The sequence below is a fragment of the Halomonas profundus genome (genome assembly GCF_020865425.1).
GTDB lineage: Bacteria > Pseudomonadota > Gammaproteobacteria > Pseudomonadales > Halomonadaceae > Vreelandella > Vreelandella titanicae.
In genome coordinates this window covers 2,260,017-2,275,291 of sequence record NZ_CP086344.1, presented here as the reverse complement: position 1 = coordinate 2,275,291, position 15,275 = coordinate 2,260,017, and the positions used below count along the sequence as shown (strand labels likewise).

The window sequence follows — 15,275 nt, the reverse complement described above, 5'->3', positions numbered from 1 at the left end:
TTGCTCCTCGTTGACCATAAGATATTCATTAGTAAAAACTACCCTTGCCACTAGCGCCTGGCGAATGTGATAGCTCGTATTTGATAGCTCGTTGGAGTAAACCGTTGAGACTGACGTTGAGTATAGCGTTCTCAATGCCCAGCGAATACCGTCAACGACGCCTGGGGGCTAAAGCTGCTAGAATCTCTCCATTCAAAGCGGTGGTTTGCCGCTGATGTTGACTGATGACTCGCTTTACTATTACTCGCTTTAAACCAAGGAGAGCTGCATGAGCGAGGCTATTGCCCGCGAATTAATGGCCCAACGTTTTCGCAGTTACCTGCCTGTGGTCGTTGATTTAGAAACCGGGGGATTTAATGCCCAAGGCGACGCTGTACTCGAGATAGCCGCCGTCACGCTGACCATGGATCCGGAGGGCAACCTGCTTCCTGATGCCACCTATGCCTACCACATTCAGCCCTTTGAGGGCGCGAATGTAGAGCAGTCTGCGCTCGATTTTACCGGTATCAACCTGGACGACCCTCTGCGTCGCCAGGTGGCGCTGAGCGAGTCTGAAGCGCTGGGCGAAATTTTCCGCCCGATTCGTAAATCGATCAAAGCCCACGACTGCACGCGCGCTATTTTAGTCGGCCATAATGCGGCGTTCGACCAGGGCTTCTTGAATGCGGCGGTCAATCGCTGCGGCATTAAGCGCAATCCTTTTCACCCGTTCTCAAGCTTTGATACCGCCACCCTTGCAGGCCTGGTCTATGGTCAAACGGTGCTTGCCCGGGCCTGTCGTGCCGCAGGCATCGAGTTTGACAACAAAGCCGCTCACTCCGCTCGTTATGACACCGAGCGCACTGCCGAACTGTTTTGCGCAATGGTTAATCGCTATAAAGACCTGGGTGGCTGGCAGCTTGCCCAGCGCGAGCAAGAGATGGACGGTGCGGATTAACACCTCGCCGTCAACAGCGTAGCCGCTGATACAGAGAGCCGCTAATGCAGAGAGCCATTGATGCAGAGAACCAGGCTTTACGCTAAACTTCGCCCCATTACAGCAATCTGGTTTAGCACCGACAATGCCGGGTAGCGGGTATTTGGCGGTGATAAATATATCGATTAAAACTATCCGTTTTTAGGAGATGAGACGTTTCCATGGCCCAGCATAATGCCTTTTACGCCCAATCAGGTGGCGTCACCGCCGTGATCAACGCCAGCGCCTGCGGCGTTATCGAAGCCTGCCGTCAAGCCCCCGATCAAATTGGCAAGGTTTACGCCGGTCATAACGGCATTATCGGTGCCTTAACGGAAGACCTTATCGACGTTACCCAGGAGAGCGATGAGGCAATTGCAGCGCTGCGCCATACGCCGGGCGGCGCTTTTGGCTCCTGCCGCTATAAGCTCAAAGATATTGACACCCACCGTGCCCAGTACGAGCGCTTGATCGAAGTCTTCAAAGCCCACGATATTCGCTATTTTTTCTATAACGGCGGCGGCGATAGCGCCGACACCTGCTTAAAGGTCTCTCAACTTTCCGAGAAGCTGGGCTATCCGCTGACCGCTATCCACGTGCCTAAAACCGTCGATAACGACCTGCCGATTACCGATAACAGCCCGGGCTTTGGCAGCGTGGCCAAGTATATTGCCACCTCAACGCTGGAAGCATCGCTGGATATCGCCTCCATGTGCGCTACCTCCACCAAGGTATTTGTGCTCGAAGTGATGGGCCGCCACGCGGGCTGGATTGCCGCTGCAGGTGGTTTAGCCGGCGAAGCCGAAGGCGAGCCGCCGCATATGATTATCTTCCCGGAAATCCCCTTTAACCGTAAAGCGGCCATGGCACGGGTTGAAGAAAGCGTTAAACAGTATGGCTACTGCGTTATTGTGGTTTCTGAAGGCGCTCGCTACGAAGATGGCACTTTCCTGGCCGATGCAGGTAACACCGATGCGTTCGGCCACCGCCAGCTTGGCGGCGTGGCACCAACACTTGCCGGTATGATCAAGCAGGATTTGGGCTACAAGTATCACTGGGCAGTGGCCGACTATCTGCAGCGCGCGGCGCGTCATCTGGCATCTAAAACCGACGTTGAACAAGCCTATGCGGTGGGTCGCGAAGCAGTAACCTTGGCGCTGGCGGGTAAAAACGCCATGATGCCCGCCATTCGTCGCATCTCTCAGGCGCCCTACCAGTGGGATGTGATCTCTGCCCCGCTCTCCCAGGTGGCCAACCAAGAGAAGTTTATGCCCCGTGACTTTATTAGCGAAAACGGTTTTGCCATTACCCAGACCTGCCGGGACTACCTCTCACCGCTGATTCAGGGCGAAGACTTCCCACCGTTCGAGAATGGCCTACCCAAAGTCGCCAAACTGAAACTGGCCAAAGCAGAACGCAAGTTGCCCATTTTTACGCTGTAAACGGATCACCGGTCATTGCGAACTGAGATTGCTTCGTCGCTTCACTCCTCGCAATGACCTACCCTTATGTCATTGCGAACGCAGTGAAGCAATCTCGGGGTTGGCTGCCACAATACACTTAGATTCCCGCGTCGCTTCGCTCCTCGCAATGACATAATCTTATTTATCTACCTTTACTACTTGGAGTTAGCGTAGCAACCAGGAAAGCACTAACAGCAATAACAGAATTCCCGCCACACCCTGCCAGAAACGCCGCGGCTCCTGGCGGCTCTCTTCCCGATTGGGCAGCCGCCCGAGCGGCACCCTAAGCGCATGCAAAAACTCGGACATACGCCTAAACCGCAACGCCCTTTGTGGATCCAAGGCGCGGCGTAGTGCATCGTCTAATTCCTGAGAGATTTCAGGATTGGTGGTTCGCGCGCTGCGATAGGTCAACTCTTCGAGGTCGGTATGGCTGCGCAGCCTGTTGGGAGTCAGTGTATAAGGTAACGCACCGGTCAATAGCCAGTAAGTAGTGGAGGCTAGCGAGTACTGATCACTACGCCGACCGATGCTGTCGCCCAAGGCATACTCAGGTGCGCTGTGTTCGTTAAAGCCAATCTGCCTGAGCAACTCACCTGAGTGGCGATGCCCTTCCCCATCACGCATATGGCAGGCACTAAAATCGGTGAGCACGAGCTTGCCGTGAGGGTCGATCAAAATATTATCGGGATTGATCTGCTGATGAATAATGTCCCGATGATGCAGCGCTTGCACCGCTTTACCCAACTGATTGGCAATGTCCAGGCGCTGGGTCAGGCTGGCTTGAGGATGGCGCTCTGCCCACTGCCGCAGCGTCTCGCCTTCAATATGCTGCATCAGATAATAGAGGTAGCGTCGTGGCCGAGATGGCTCCATCACCTTAACCACAAAGGGGGAGTTAACCCGCTCCACTACCCACTGCTGGAGCAGAAAGTGCTCAAGATAGGCATTGCGCAACGAGAGCTCGGGGCTGGGCGCTTTCATGACCATTTCCCGTTCGCTATGCACATCACGGACACGGTACACCCGCGACTGCGCCGTTCGCGATAGCACGGCGAGAACCTCCAGGCCATCTAAACGCTCACCCGGCGCCAGCTCAGGGGGAATGGGTAGATCACCGTAGAGCTGCCCCGGGTGCTCGGCGACCTCATCGGGTAATTCATCGATACGTACCAGCTGAAAGCAGAACTGATCACCGCCATAGCCACGCTCCTGGGCGCGCTGCTTCGCCTCATCAGCTAGCCGCTCGCAGGCGGCATCCAGATCACTGGCATCCTGGCGAATCAAGCGCACATAGTCGGAAGGTAGCAGCGTGCCGCGCACGCCCTGGGTAGTGAACAGAAACAGATCGCCCTGCTTAAGCGCAATGTGGGTGTAATCGATATCGACGCTGCCATCCAGACCCAGTGCCCGTGAAGGATAACGATAGCCACCTAAATCAGTCACATGGTCGCGGCTTAGCTGTTCAAACTCGGCACCCCGTAAGCGAAAGACCAGTGTATCGCCCATATGGAACAGGTGGGCTTCACGGCCACGAAACACCATCGCCGACATGGATGAAACAAAACTACCCTCTTTCACATGCTGGCTTTGGCTGTAGCACCAGCTATTAAGCGCGCGCAGTACGCGGGTGGCCGAGGTTTTTACGTCCCAGTGATCGGGGGTGGAGAAGTAGTCGGCCAGGAAGCCGCGTACGCTGATATCACCGGCCTGTTTGGCCATGGTATTGCGTGAAATGGAGTCGCTGATCACCGCACAGCCGCCTTTGGCGCGAAGCAGCGGTGCTTCAGGAAAGCGAACTGACATTGAACTGCGATGCAGGCGCCGATCGGGCGCGACAAACGCTTGACCATAACTAATGAGCAACTGGGCGTGCGACAAGTCATCCTCCTAGGCTGCCGACTCGATCGAGGGACATCACTGTCAACCAATTAGCGCTATGATACACGCAGCGGAACAGAAACGATGCCCACCAAACGTCTCTATCGTATTCATCCTATTTGCAAGACACATGAATTATCACTAGCGGCCAACCTATGTCGCATTGGTAATCGTGCAGTCATGTTCGTATAATTCTCCGCCATAAACGACTCTGACACGTTTGCCTAACCACGGCACGACTCTAGCCACAGCACTACCAAGGAATCAACGATGAACTTCGATAATATCCCTGCTGGAAAGGATCTCCCCAACGACGTTTACGTGGTGATCGAAATTCCAGCCAACCACGACCCGATCAAATATGAAATTGATAAGGACATGGGCGCGCTACTCGTTGACCGCTTTATGGCCACTCCCATGTTCTACCCCGCCAATTACGGCTTTATCCCGCATACCCTCGCCGACGATGGCGATGCGCTGGACGCCTTGGTGGTTACCCCGCACCCGGTTCAACCTGGCAGCATTATTCGCGCGCGCCCGGTAGGCATTCTGAACATGACCGACGAAGCCGGTGAAGATGCGAAGTTGATCTGCGTACCCCATGCCAAGCTAAGCTCGCTCTACGACGATGTCCACGAAGTTACCGACCTGCCTGAGCTACTGCGCCAGCAAATTGCTCACTTCTTTGAGAACTACAAAGATCTCGAGAAAGGCAAATGGGTAAAGGTTGAGTCATGGGAAGGTGCTGACGCTGCGCGTAAGGCGATTGAAAAGTCCGTAACCGCCTATCAAAAAGCGTAACAATCTCCTTGCGGTGTATTTTTCTGCCGCCAATGGGATAAAAGGCCGCCTTCAGGCGGTCTTTTTATATGCGTAGGATTAAGGCACTGTTAGGGGCCGCGTCACGTCACCGCAGCGTATACGCCAGGGACTTAAGGTTGCGGTATGCTGTTCGCCTTTCATTGCGATGCCATTGATTAAGGACGCACCGTGTTATCTCTTAAACGCCTGAGCCTGTTTACATTATTGATTTTCTTTCTTGGCTTGCTACCGCTAAGTGCAAACGCCCAATGGTTTTCATCGTCTAGCAACCAAGATGAATTTTTGCCGGTTATGGAAGCCTTTCAGCCGACTGCTTGGCATGATGGCGATACGCTCTATATCGGCATGGATATCGCAGATGAGTACTACCTATATCGCCACCAGTTCGCGGTAGTCAGCCAAACGGAGGATGTCAGTCTCGGCGACCCCATTATCCCCCAAGGCATCTTTACCAACGATGAGTTTATGGGCGATGTGTATGTGTTCCGCGATCAGGTAGTGTTTGAAGTACCGCTGAAAGCACCCTACTCAGGCCCGCTCAATATTGCCCTGACCTTTCAAGGCTGCGCAGATGCCGGGCTCTGCTACCCTCCAGAGCAAACAACCCTAGAGGCCAGCGAAACCCAACCCCCCAGCCAGTTTTCCGATTGGCAAGCCGATAGTACGGCATCCAGTCCAGCAGCCAACACTTCAGCCGCTAACACCTCTGAACAGAATGGTTTCGCCGCCACCAAAAGCGAAGATAGCCGCTTTAGCGCTTTGATTAGCGATGCTAGCCTACCACTGGCGCTGGGGCTGTTTTTTATTGCTGGCCTGGGGCTTACCTTTACCCCCTGCGTGTTGCCGATGATTCCAATTTTGTCATCGATCGTGGTTGGCCAGAATCCCACACGCCCCCGCGCCTTTGCCCTTTCGTTAAGCTATGTGCTCGGCATGGCGCTGACCTACGCCCTGGTCGGGGTGTTAATGGGGTTGTTTGGCGCCGGGCTTAATCTTCAGGCGCGACTGCAGTCAGCACCGGTATTGATCATCTTTGCAGTACTCTTCACGCTCTTTGCCCTGGCCATGTTTGGGGCATTTAACCTCAATCTGTCGCCTCGTTTAGCCAACCGTGTTGACGCTTGGCAGGCACGCGCTCAGCGCAGTGGCCCGGCCGGCCTAGCGCTGGCTGGCGCCCTCTCGGTATTGGTGGTATCGCCCTGTGTAACGGCGCCTTTGGCCGGCGCGCTGGTGTTTATCTCTTCAACAGGGGATGCCGCGATGGGCGGCGCGGTGCTGTTTGCGCTGGGCATGGGCATGGGCGTGCCACTGCTTTTGGTCGGTACCTTTGGCGCCACGCTGCTGCCCCGTTCCGGCGCCTGGATGAACGGCGTAAAAATTGCCTTTGGCCTTTTACTGTTGGGCGTAGCGATTTGGATGGTCGAGCGTTTAGTGTCCGCGCCTATTGCGCTGCTGCTATGGGCAACCCTTGCGATCGGCACGGCACTGGCACTTGGGGCGCTGAATTTCAATCAGCCGCAGGGGTGGCCGCGGGCACGCCAAACGCTGGGGCTTATGCTGCTAGCTTGGGGGGTAGTGTTGGTGATTGGCGCCGCTCAGGGGGGTAGTAACCCCTTGCGCCCCCTTGCAGCAACCTCCAGCATTTCCGGCGAACCTCAGGCAGAAGCACTCGACTTCATCGAGGTAAACAGCTTAACTGAGCTTGATGCGGCTATTGCACAAGCTGAAGACGCCAACCAGCCCGTCTTTGTCCACTTTACCGCCGACTGGTGTATTTCGTGCAAGCTGCTGGAGCGGGATGTTTACCCCGACCCGCAGGTCGTCGCAGCGCTTAATGATTACACCTTGATCGCCGCCGACGTCACCCGCACGGACTCTCAAAGTCGCGAGTTGCTCAACCAATATAATCTTTTCGGCCCACCCAGCCTGCTCTTTTTCAGCCAGGGTGAGGAGATTCGCGATGCACGCATTCAAGGCGAAGTGACCGCCGATCAGTTGCGCGAACATCTGGAGTCAGTTAGCCAGTGGCTAGCAAATAGCTAAGCTCAAACCCTATGCTGGCTACTCATTGAGGCACTAAAGCCGCTTTCTGACGCGAACATCGTCAAACAGTTGTTTAATTCTTAACTACATGATGGCTTGGACGTTGGCGTAGGCAGTTGCTGGACATCCTGGCACTTTTTCGGCAAACTCCGCTCCCATATTAGCTAAAAACTTGCTTTTTTAACGGTGAGAACGGGGTAACGTTCGCTAACATGCAGCGTTCTCTTCATTTTTAAATTTGGTTTACTGCGCAACGTACGCGCCATAAAGAGCTTCCTGCACTTATGCTCGCGCGCTTTGTGACTACCTTTTATGACATTGATGGGGCTATGCCATGGATATCCGCAAAGTTAAGAAACTGATTGAGCTACTCGAAGAGTCCAATATTAGCGAGATTGAAATTCAGGAAGGCGAAGAGTCAGTCCGCATCAGTCGTCACCCTAATGGCGCTTCGTGGCAGCCACAGCCGATGCCGCAGTATGCGCAGCAACCTGGCTATGCGCCTGCTCCCCCCGCAGCGGGTACTCCAGCATCAGCACCGGCTGCTGAAGCAGAGCCTCAGGGCGCAAGCTACCGTGGCGAGGCAGTCAACTCTCCCATGGTAGGCACCTTCTACCGCAGCCCAGCGCCGGGCGCCAAATCGTTTGTGGAAGTCGGCGATAGCGTCAAACAAGGTGACACTGTATGCATCATTGAAGCCATGAAAATGATGAACCAGATTGAAGCTGACCGTGACGGTGTAGTGGAAGCCATCCTGGTGGAAGATGGCGAGCCTGTAGAATTCGATCAACCCATGATCGTTATCGCTTAATCTTTCATTTTCAACACGGGTGGACTCTCCCATGCTGGACAAGGTACTTATCGCCAACCGCGGCGAGATTGCCCTCCGTATCCTACGGGCCTGTAAAGAACTCGGCATCAAAACCGTAGCGGTACACTCCAAAGCTGATCGTGAACTGATGCACGTTCGCCTGGCGGATGAAGCCGTGTGTATTGGCCCGGCATCGTCAGCGCAGTCTTACTTAAACATTCCGGCCCTGATCAGTGCAGCCGAAGTCACCGACTCGACCGCCATTCACCCCGGCTATGGCTTTTTGTCTGAAAACGCCAACTTTGCTGAACAGGTTGAGCGCTCAGGCTTTACCTTTATTGGCCCCCGCGCCGAGACGATTCGTCTGATGGGCGACAAAGTCAGCGCCATCCAGTCGATGAAGGAAGCGGGCGTTCCCACGGTGCCAGGCTCAGACGGCCCCTTGGGTGATGATGACGCAACGAATCTCGCCACGGCACGTCGCATTGGCTACCCGGTGATCATTAAGGCGGCCTCTGGCGGCGGTGGTCGTGGTATGCGCGTAGTGCACACGGAAGGCCATCTCCTTTCGGCGATTACCGTTACCCGCACTGAAGCCCACGCCGCCTTCGGTGACGGCACGGTCTACATGGAAAAATTCCTTGAGAAGCCGCGCCACGTGGAAGTACAAGTATTAGCCGACGGCCAGGGTAACGCGATCCATCTTTATGACCGCGACTGCTCGCTGCAACGTCGTCACCAGAAAGTGCTTGAAGAAGCCCCGGCGCCAGGCCTTGACCCAGATGCCCGCGCCCAGGTGCTTGAAGCGTGCCGCCAGGCATGTATCAAGATCAACTACCGTGGTGCGGGCACCTTTGAATTCTTGTATGAAGATGGCGAATACTTCTTCATCGAGATGAATACCCGCGTTCAGGTCGAGCACCCGGTCACCGAAATGGTCACTGGCGTGGATATCGTCAAAGAGCAGTTGCGTATTGCCTCAGGCCTGCCGCTGTCGATTCGCCAGGAAGACGTGCAACTCAACGGCCACTCCTTCGAGTGCCGTATTAACGCCGAAGACTCGCGTACCTTTATGCCGTCTCCCGGCAAGGTAACGCTGTTTCACGCACCGGGTGGCCTCGGCGTGCGGATGGATTCCCATCTCTATACCGGCTACACCGTGCCGCCGCACTATGACTCTCTGATCGGCAAGCTGATCAGTTGGGGCGCGGATCGTGAAATAGCCCTGACACGGATGCGTAACGCCCTCGACGAGCTGCTGGTGGAAGGCATTAAAACCAATATCGACTTACAAAAGGATTTGGTTCGCGACAGCTACTTCCGTCAAGGCGGTGTCAACATTCACTACCTGGAAAAGAAACTCGGCAGCTAATGCAGCAGCCAAGCGCTTTCCAGCGCACTGTGTGATACCCAGCGGGGTGGCCATGTCCACCCCGTCCTTGTCTTTACTCCATGTGTCTGTACTGTATTTGTCTTTAATTCGCCTTGCGGAGAACCTCCATGCCCTGGCTTCAACTCAAAGCCCACGTCGCCCCCGAACAGGCAGAGTTCCTAGAAGAACTACTGCTTGACGAAGGCGCAACGGCTATTGGTCTTCAGGATGCCCACGATGATCCGGTATTTGAGCCAGAGCGTGGCACCACACCACTGTGGGAAGATACCATCCTTACCGGCTTATACGATGACCTGGAGGGGGTCGAGAGCATGCTGGAGCGTATCGAGGCCGCCTGGTCAGAGCAGATGCCTGGAGAGCCCTGCCCGACCATCGAGTATGAGCTGCTCGCTGATCGAGATTGGGAGCGCGAGTGGATGGATGACTTCACGCCGCTGCGCATGGGTCAACGCCTGTGGATTGTACCCAGCTGGCACGAACCACCCGAGGCCGACGCCGTTAACCTGATACTCGACCCGGGCCTCGCCTTTGGTACCGGTACGCACCCCACCACAGCGCTGTGTCTTGAGTGGCTGGATGAGCTGGCCGTAACCGGTCACCTAGCTCAGCAAACCGTACTGGATGTGGGCTGCGGTTCTGGCATTCTCGCTATCGCCGCGCTCAAACTGGGCGCTAGCCACGCCGACGCCACCGACATTGATCCCCAGGCGCTGCAGGCCAGCCGAGACAACGCCGAACGGAATGGTATTGCCGAGTCGGACCTAAACCTCTACTACCCTGAGCAGTTAAGCGACGGCGGTGACTATCCTATCGTAACCGCCAATATTTTAGCGGGGCCGCTGGTCGAACTAGCGCCAATGATTGCCGGGCACGTGGCGCCAGGTGGGCGCATTGCGCTATCGGGGGTGTTGGCAAACCAGGCCAATGAGGTTTACGAGGCCTATGCAGCGCAAGGCATTGCTATGGATGAACCGGTGATTCGCGAAGGCTGGGTGCGGCTTAGTGGCTTGCGTCCACGTTAAAGCGGCAATTGGCCTTCACCCCACCACCGAGTAGGCGTATCATACGCCTCCTTGAAACACCTACTCGCCGTTAGCACTGCACCCATAGCTTAAAACCAACAAAGTCTGACGCCATGACGTTAACCACACTACCTGCCAGCATTGGCCCGTTTGCATTACCTAATCGAGTAATGCTTGCGCCCATGGCTGGCGTCACTGACCGACCTTTTCGCCAGCTATGCCGGCGGCTTGGGGCTGGCTGGGTAGTGGGCGAAATGGTCACTTCAGACCCTAGTTTGTGGCATACTCGTAAATCGCAGCTGCGCATGGATCACCGCGGTGAACCTGACCCGCGAGTGGTGCAAATTGCCGGAGGCGACGCTGAAATGCTCGCCCAGGCGGCGCGTTTGAATGCCGAGCTGGGCGCCCAGATTATCGATATCAATATGGGCTGCCCAGCTAAAAAAGTATGTAACAAGGCGGCAGGGTCGGCGCTCCTTCGAGATGAAGCCTTGGTGGCCGAAATTCTCGATGCAGTAGTGGCAGCAGTTGATATACCCGTGACGCTAAAAATACGCACGGGCTGGTGTGCCGAATCCAACAACGCCCTGCGCATTGCCCGGCTCGCCGAGTCAGCCGGCATTCAATCGTTAGCGATACATGGCCGTCATCGCCAGCAGCGCTATACTGGAAAAGCAGAGTACGACACAATTGCCGAGATTAAATCTCACCTATCGATCCCGGTGATTGCCAACGGCGACATAACAAGTCCGGAAAAAGCCGCCGAGGTACTCGCTTATACCGGCGCTGATGCCGTGATGGTAGGCCGCGCTGCGCAGGGCAACCCATGGATATTTCAACAGATCAGCCACTACCTCCAGCATGGAGAGCGGATGGCACTGCCAAATCTTTCGGAGCGTCACCAAGTGCTCCACGGGCACGTTGAGGCGCTGCATGAGTTCTATGGCACCACCATGGGTGTACGTATCGCGCGCAAGCATGTCGGCTGGTACCTCAGCGATGACCAACGCTTTACGCCGCCCCAACAGCGCGCGCTTAAGCAGCAGTTCAATGCGTTAGCGTCACCTGAAACGCAATTTGATTGGATCAACAACGCGATGGCCCCCGGCGCCGCCTCGCGTTTGCTAGCCAAAGGAAACCTTGCTGCATGACCGAACGCGATCTTCTCTCTAGCGACACCTATTCAAGCGATAGCTATTCCAATGATGTCGGCTCCAGCGATAGTTACTCCCATTTAGCAGGCACGCTAGCGGATCCTGCAGCCAACTCACCGCCGCAGCCGCTTCGGGAGGCAGTGGAAACGGCCATGCGACGCTACTTTGAACATTTAGATGGCAGCCAGGCGACCGATCTATACGCCATGGTGATGGCCGAAGTTGAGGCGCCTTTACTTGCCTGCGTCTTGGAGCACACCGACGGCAATCAGACCCGTGCCGCCGATGCGCTAGGGCTAAACCGTGGCACCCTGCGCAAAAAACTCAAGCTATACGGACTTATCGAAGGTGACGCCCCATAACCAGGGGCGTTGTTGTTTTTAATTCTCGACTCTGCACACGAGCACTCTAATGGCTGATACCCCTCTCATGGCTGATAATCCTTCCCTGACTGACAGCAACGCCACTCCCGTCCGCCGCGCCCTGCTGAGCGTTTCTGATAAAACCGGCATTGTGGAATTTGCTCGGGGCCTCACTGAGCACGGTGTTGAACTCCTCTCCACTGGTGGCACCTTCCGTCTACTGCAAGAAAATGCTATTGCCGTGAAAGAAGTGTCTGAGCACACAGGCTTCCCCGAAATCATGGATGGCCGCGTTAAAACGCTGCACCCGAAAATTCACGGCGGCATCTTGGCTCGTCGCGGCCAGGATGATGCGGTCATGGCTGAGAACGATATTACGCCGATCGACATGGTGGTGGTCAATCTCTACCCCTTTGCCGCCACGGTAGCCAAGCCCGACTGCACACTTGAAGATGCTATCGAGAATATCGATATCGGCGGCCCCACCATGGTTCGCGCCTGCGCCAAAAATCACGCCTACACCACTATCGTCGTCAATAGCAGTGACTACGCGCGAGTGCTGGGCGAGCTGGCCGCCCAAGATGGTCAGGTCAGTAGCGCTACGCGCTTTGACTTAGCGGTTAAAGCCTTTGAGCACACCGCCGGTTATGACGGCGCGATTGCTGACTACCTAGGCCGTAAGGTCAATGCCGCTGATGAAGCGTTCCCACGCACCTTTAACCTGCAGCTCGAGAAAAAGCAGGATATGCGGTACGGCGAAAACCCGCACCAAAAGGCAGCTTTCTACGTTGACCCCCAGGCAAGCGAACCCAGCGTTGCCACGGCAAAAATGCTTCAGGGCAAACCCCTCTCGTATAACAACGTCGCCGATACCGACGCTGCATTTGAATGCGTAAAAGCGTTTAGCGAGACGGCCTGCGTGATTGTTAAGCATGCCAACCCTTGCGGCGTCGCCATTGGTGCAACCGCCTTAACAGCTTACGACAAAGCCTTTGCCACCGACCCTACCAGCGCGTTTGGCGGCATTATCGCCTTCAATACGCCGCTGGAAGCCGAAACCGCCCAGGCGATTATTGACCGCCAGTTTGTCGAGGTGATTATTGCCCCGGGCGTCAGCGATGAAGCTGCCGCAATCGTGGCTAATAAGCAAAACGTACGCTTACTGGACGTCAGCGCTCACTGGCCCGGCGAGCAACAGCCTGCACTAGACTTTAAGCGCGTCAACGGCGGCTTGCTGGTGCAAGAACGTGACGACGGAATGGTCACCCGCGACGAATTGACCGTGGTCAGTCAGCGCGCTCCCAGCGAGCAGGAACTGCGTGACCTTGCTTTTGCTTGGCGGGTAGCTAAATTCGTTAAGTCCAACGCCATTGTGTATGCCAAAGAGGGCCAAACGGTGGGCGTTGGCGCGGGTCAAATGAGCCGTGTTTATTCGGCTAAAATTGCAGGCATCAAGGCCGCAGACGAAGGCCTTTCGGTTCCCGGCTCGGTGATGGCGTCTGATGCTTTCTTCCCTTTCCGTGACGGCATCGATGCTGCCGCAGCGGCAGGTATTACCGCGGTTATTCAGCCCGGTGGTTCCATGCGTGATCAGGAAGTGATCGACGCCGCCAACGAAGCAGGCATTGCCATGGTATTTACCGGTATGCGCCACTTCCGCCACTAAGTCCGCTAAATAACCCAGATTAGAAACACAAAGCCCCTTAGGCGCTCTTTTGATAGGAGCATGCCTAAGGGGCTTTCTTACTATCATCAATAAACGCTAATCAATCACTGCCTATCGACTCAATATCGAGTTTCTAGCCAATATTGAGCCTTTCAGCCCAGATCAATACACAGATACTTGGTTTCCAGATACTCTTCCAAGCCCTGATGACCACCTTCGCGGCCTAGGCCCGAGGCTTTTATCCCCCCAAAGGGCGCAGCAGCGTTAGAAATGGCGCCAGTATTAATACCCACCATACCGTACTCCAGCGCCTCGGCGACACGCCATACGCGCGCAAGATCACGGGAGTAGAAATAAGACGCCAGGCCATACTGGGTATCGTTGGCCATCTCAATAGCGGTCTCTTCATCATCAAACGGGAAGACAGCAGCTAGCGGGCCAAAGGTCTCTTCGTGGGCCACCTTCATCTTGTCAGTGGCAAAACTGATCAGCGTAGGCGTGAAGAAATTACCCCCCAGCGGGTGCGGATGCCCACCTAACAGCAGCTCAGCGCCATTATCAATGGCGTCCTGCACATGTTCACTGACTTTCTTAACAGCATTTTCATCGATAAGCGGCCCAATATTAATATTGGGCTTGGTGCCATCACCCACATGCAGCTCGCTGTTCATGGCAACGGCCAGCTTTTCACAAAAGGCGTTAATTACACTGGACTGAACCAGGAAGCGATTAGTGCAGACACAGGTTTGCCCGGCGTTACGGAATTTAGCGGCCATGGCGCCTTCCACAGCGGCGTCTAAATCGGCATCCTCAAACACGATAAAGGGCGCATTACCGCCTAGCTCTAGCGATATTTTTTGGATATGTTCCGCCGCTTGGGCCATCAGCTTGCGCCCTACTTCAGTCGAACCCGTAAAGGTGATCTTGCGCACTTTGGGAGATTGGGTCATCGCTTGGGCAATATCGCTAGCGCTACCTGGCACCACATTAAAGACGCCGCGTGGGATGCCTGCCCGCTCAGCCAACAGCGCCAAGGCTGTTGCGGAAAACGGCGTTTGGCTAGCGGGCTTCACCACTATCGTGCAGCCAGCAGCCAATGCAGCCCCGGCTTTACGGGTAATCATCGCCGCAGGGAAATTCCAGGGCGTGATCGCACCAACAACACCGACTGGCTGCTTGGCAACCACAATGCGTTGATTGGCGTTAGCCGCGGGAATCGTTTCACCATAAACGCGCCGCGCCTCTTCGGCAAACCAGCGTAAGAAGCTGGCTGCATAGGCAATTTCGCCCGCGGCTTCTTTAAGTGGCTTGCCCTGCTCAAATGTCATCAGCATGGCTAAATCCTGCTGATGCTCCAACATCAGGTCGTGCCACTTCATCAGCAAGTCAGCGCGTTCTTGAGCAGTCAACGCCCGCCAAGCCGGTAGCGCAGCGTCCGCCGCATCAATGGCCCGCTCGGTTTCGGCTTTACCCAAGCGAGGTATATCGCCAATCGCTTCACCGGTGGCCGGATTCAATACCGTGATCTGCTCACCGCTATCTGCCGCGACCCAACTGCCGTCAATATAGGCAAAGGGGCAATATAGCTGTGTTTCTTTAAGCGCTTCCATGACAGGCTCCTGACCAAAAATGATGGCCTTGTAGGCTCATTAACGTCTTCATGCTAAGACGAAACACCCCTTTAAACCAAATTTACGGCGTGC

Annotated in this window: 12 protein-coding genes; 10 read left to right on the top strand and 2 right to left on the bottom strand. The window is 55.5% G+C overall.

Translation table 11 applies throughout. The annotated features are described in order from the left end of the window. Positions 1–268: 268 nt before the first annotated feature. Together rnt and LMS44_RS10155 are read left to right on the top strand one after the other, a co-directional pair. A complete protein-coding gene (gene rnt, locus LMS44_RS10160; protein WP_009286574.1) occupies positions 269–937 on the top strand; it encodes a ribonuclease T in 669 nt (222 codons plus the stop codon). A 200-nt stretch (positions 938–1,137) separates the two neighbouring features. After that, positions 1,138–2,397 carry a 6-phosphofructokinase gene (locus tag LMS44_RS10155; protein ID WP_009286573.1) on the top strand — a complete coding sequence of 420 codons (1,260 nt, stop codon included), beginning with the start codon at positions 1,138–1,140 and terminating at the stop codon, positions 2,395–2,397. Positions 2,398–2,583: 186 nt separating this feature from the next. Here LMS44_RS10155 and LMS44_RS10150 read toward each other — a convergent pair whose 3' ends face one another. Beyond that, positions 2,584–4,299, bottom strand: coding sequence for a bifunctional protein-serine/threonine kinase/phosphatase (locus tag LMS44_RS10150; RefSeq protein ID WP_009286572.1), 1,716 nt, complete (start codon positions 4,297–4,299; stop codon positions 2,584–2,586). Positions 4,300–4,569: 270 nt separating this feature from the next. Here LMS44_RS10150 and ppa point away from each other — a divergent pair, with 270 nt between their 5' ends. The 8 genes from ppa (at position 4,570) to purH (ending at position 13,572) form a co-directional block, all read left to right on the top strand. Then, entirely contained in the window at positions 4,570–5,100 is a 531-nt protein-coding gene (gene ppa, locus LMS44_RS10145) for an inorganic diphosphatase (protein ID WP_022523655.1), read from the top strand. A gap of 189 nt (positions 5,101–5,289) precedes the next feature. Next, complete coding sequence (dsbD, locus tag LMS44_RS10140) at positions 5,290–7,164, top strand: protein-disulfide reductase DsbD (protein WP_278370613.1); 1,875 nt, start codon at positions 5,290–5,292, stop codon at positions 7,162–7,164. Between the two features lie 334 nt (positions 7,165–7,498). Next, positions 7,499–7,975: an acetyl-CoA carboxylase biotin carboxyl carrier protein gene (accB, locus tag LMS44_RS10135; protein ID WP_159176746.1), complete on the top strand. Its 477-nt coding sequence runs from the start codon at positions 7,499–7,501 to the stop codon at positions 7,973–7,975. A 31-nt stretch (positions 7,976–8,006) separates the two neighbouring features. Next, complete coding sequence (gene accC / locus LMS44_RS10130; protein WP_027959283.1) at positions 8,007–9,347, top strand: acetyl-CoA carboxylase biotin carboxylase subunit; 1,341 nt, start codon at positions 8,007–8,009, stop codon at positions 9,345–9,347. Positions 9,348–9,475: 128 nt separating this feature from the next. After that, positions 9,476–10,390, top strand: coding sequence for a 50S ribosomal protein L11 methyltransferase (gene prmA / locus LMS44_RS10125; protein WP_141441170.1), 915 nt, complete (start codon positions 9,476–9,478; stop codon positions 10,388–10,390). A gap of 113 nt (positions 10,391–10,503) precedes the next feature. Beyond that, positions 10,504–11,541, top strand: a complete 1,038-nt coding sequence (gene dusB, locus LMS44_RS10120) for a tRNA dihydrouridine synthase DusB (RefSeq protein WP_159176745.1) — start codon at positions 10,504–10,506, stop codon at positions 11,539–11,541. Then, positions 11,538–11,906, top strand: a complete 369-nt coding sequence (gene fis / locus LMS44_RS10115) for a DNA-binding transcriptional regulator Fis (protein ID WP_022523661.1) — start codon at positions 11,538–11,540, stop codon at positions 11,904–11,906. Before dusB ends, fis begins: the two co-directional genes overlap by 4 nt. 49 nt (positions 11,907–11,955) lie before the next feature. Then, complete coding sequence (purH, locus tag LMS44_RS10110) at positions 11,956–13,572, top strand: bifunctional phosphoribosylaminoimidazolecarboxamide formyltransferase/IMP cyclohydrolase (protein ID WP_022523662.1); 1,617 nt, start codon at positions 11,956–11,958, stop codon at positions 13,570–13,572. A 152-nt stretch (positions 13,573–13,724) separates the two neighbouring features. Here the strand turns inward: purH and LMS44_RS10105 are convergent, their stop codons facing one another. Beyond that, entirely contained in the window at positions 13,725–15,182 is a 1,458-nt protein-coding gene (locus LMS44_RS10105; protein WP_498947244.1) for an NAD-dependent succinate-semialdehyde dehydrogenase, read from the bottom strand. Positions 15,183–15,275 lie beyond the last annotated feature (93 nt).

Coding starts and splice junctions, on each gene's coding strand:
- rnt (WP_009286574.1), top strand. CDS start 269: ATGAGCGAGGCTATTGCCCGCGAATTAATGGCCCAACGTTTTCGCAGT.
- LMS44_RS10155 (WP_009286573.1), top strand. CDS start 1,138: ATGGCCCAGCATAATGCCTTTTACGCCCAATCAGGTGGCGTCACCGCC.
- ppa (WP_022523655.1), top strand. CDS start 4,570: ATGAACTTCGATAATATCCCTGCTGGAAAGGATCTCCCCAACGACGTT.
- accB (WP_159176746.1), top strand. CDS start 7,499: ATGGATATCCGCAAAGTTAAGAAACTGATTGAGCTACTCGAAGAGTCC.
- accC (WP_027959283.1), top strand. CDS start 8,007: ATGCTGGACAAGGTACTTATCGCCAACCGCGGCGAGATTGCCCTCCGT.
- prmA (WP_141441170.1), top strand. CDS start 9,476: ATGCCCTGGCTTCAACTCAAAGCCCACGTCGCCCCCGAACAGGCAGAG.
- dusB (WP_159176745.1), top strand. CDS start 10,504: ATGACGTTAACCACACTACCTGCCAGCATTGGCCCGTTTGCATTACCT.
- fis (WP_022523661.1), top strand. CDS start 11,538: ATGACCGAACGCGATCTTCTCTCTAGCGACACCTATTCAAGCGATAGC.
- purH (WP_022523662.1), top strand. CDS start 11,956: ATGGCTGATACCCCTCTCATGGCTGATAATCCTTCCCTGACTGACAGC.
- LMS44_RS10105 (WP_498947244.1), bottom strand. CDS start 15,182: ATGGAAGCGCTTAAAGAAACACAGCTATATTGCCCCTTTGCCTATATT.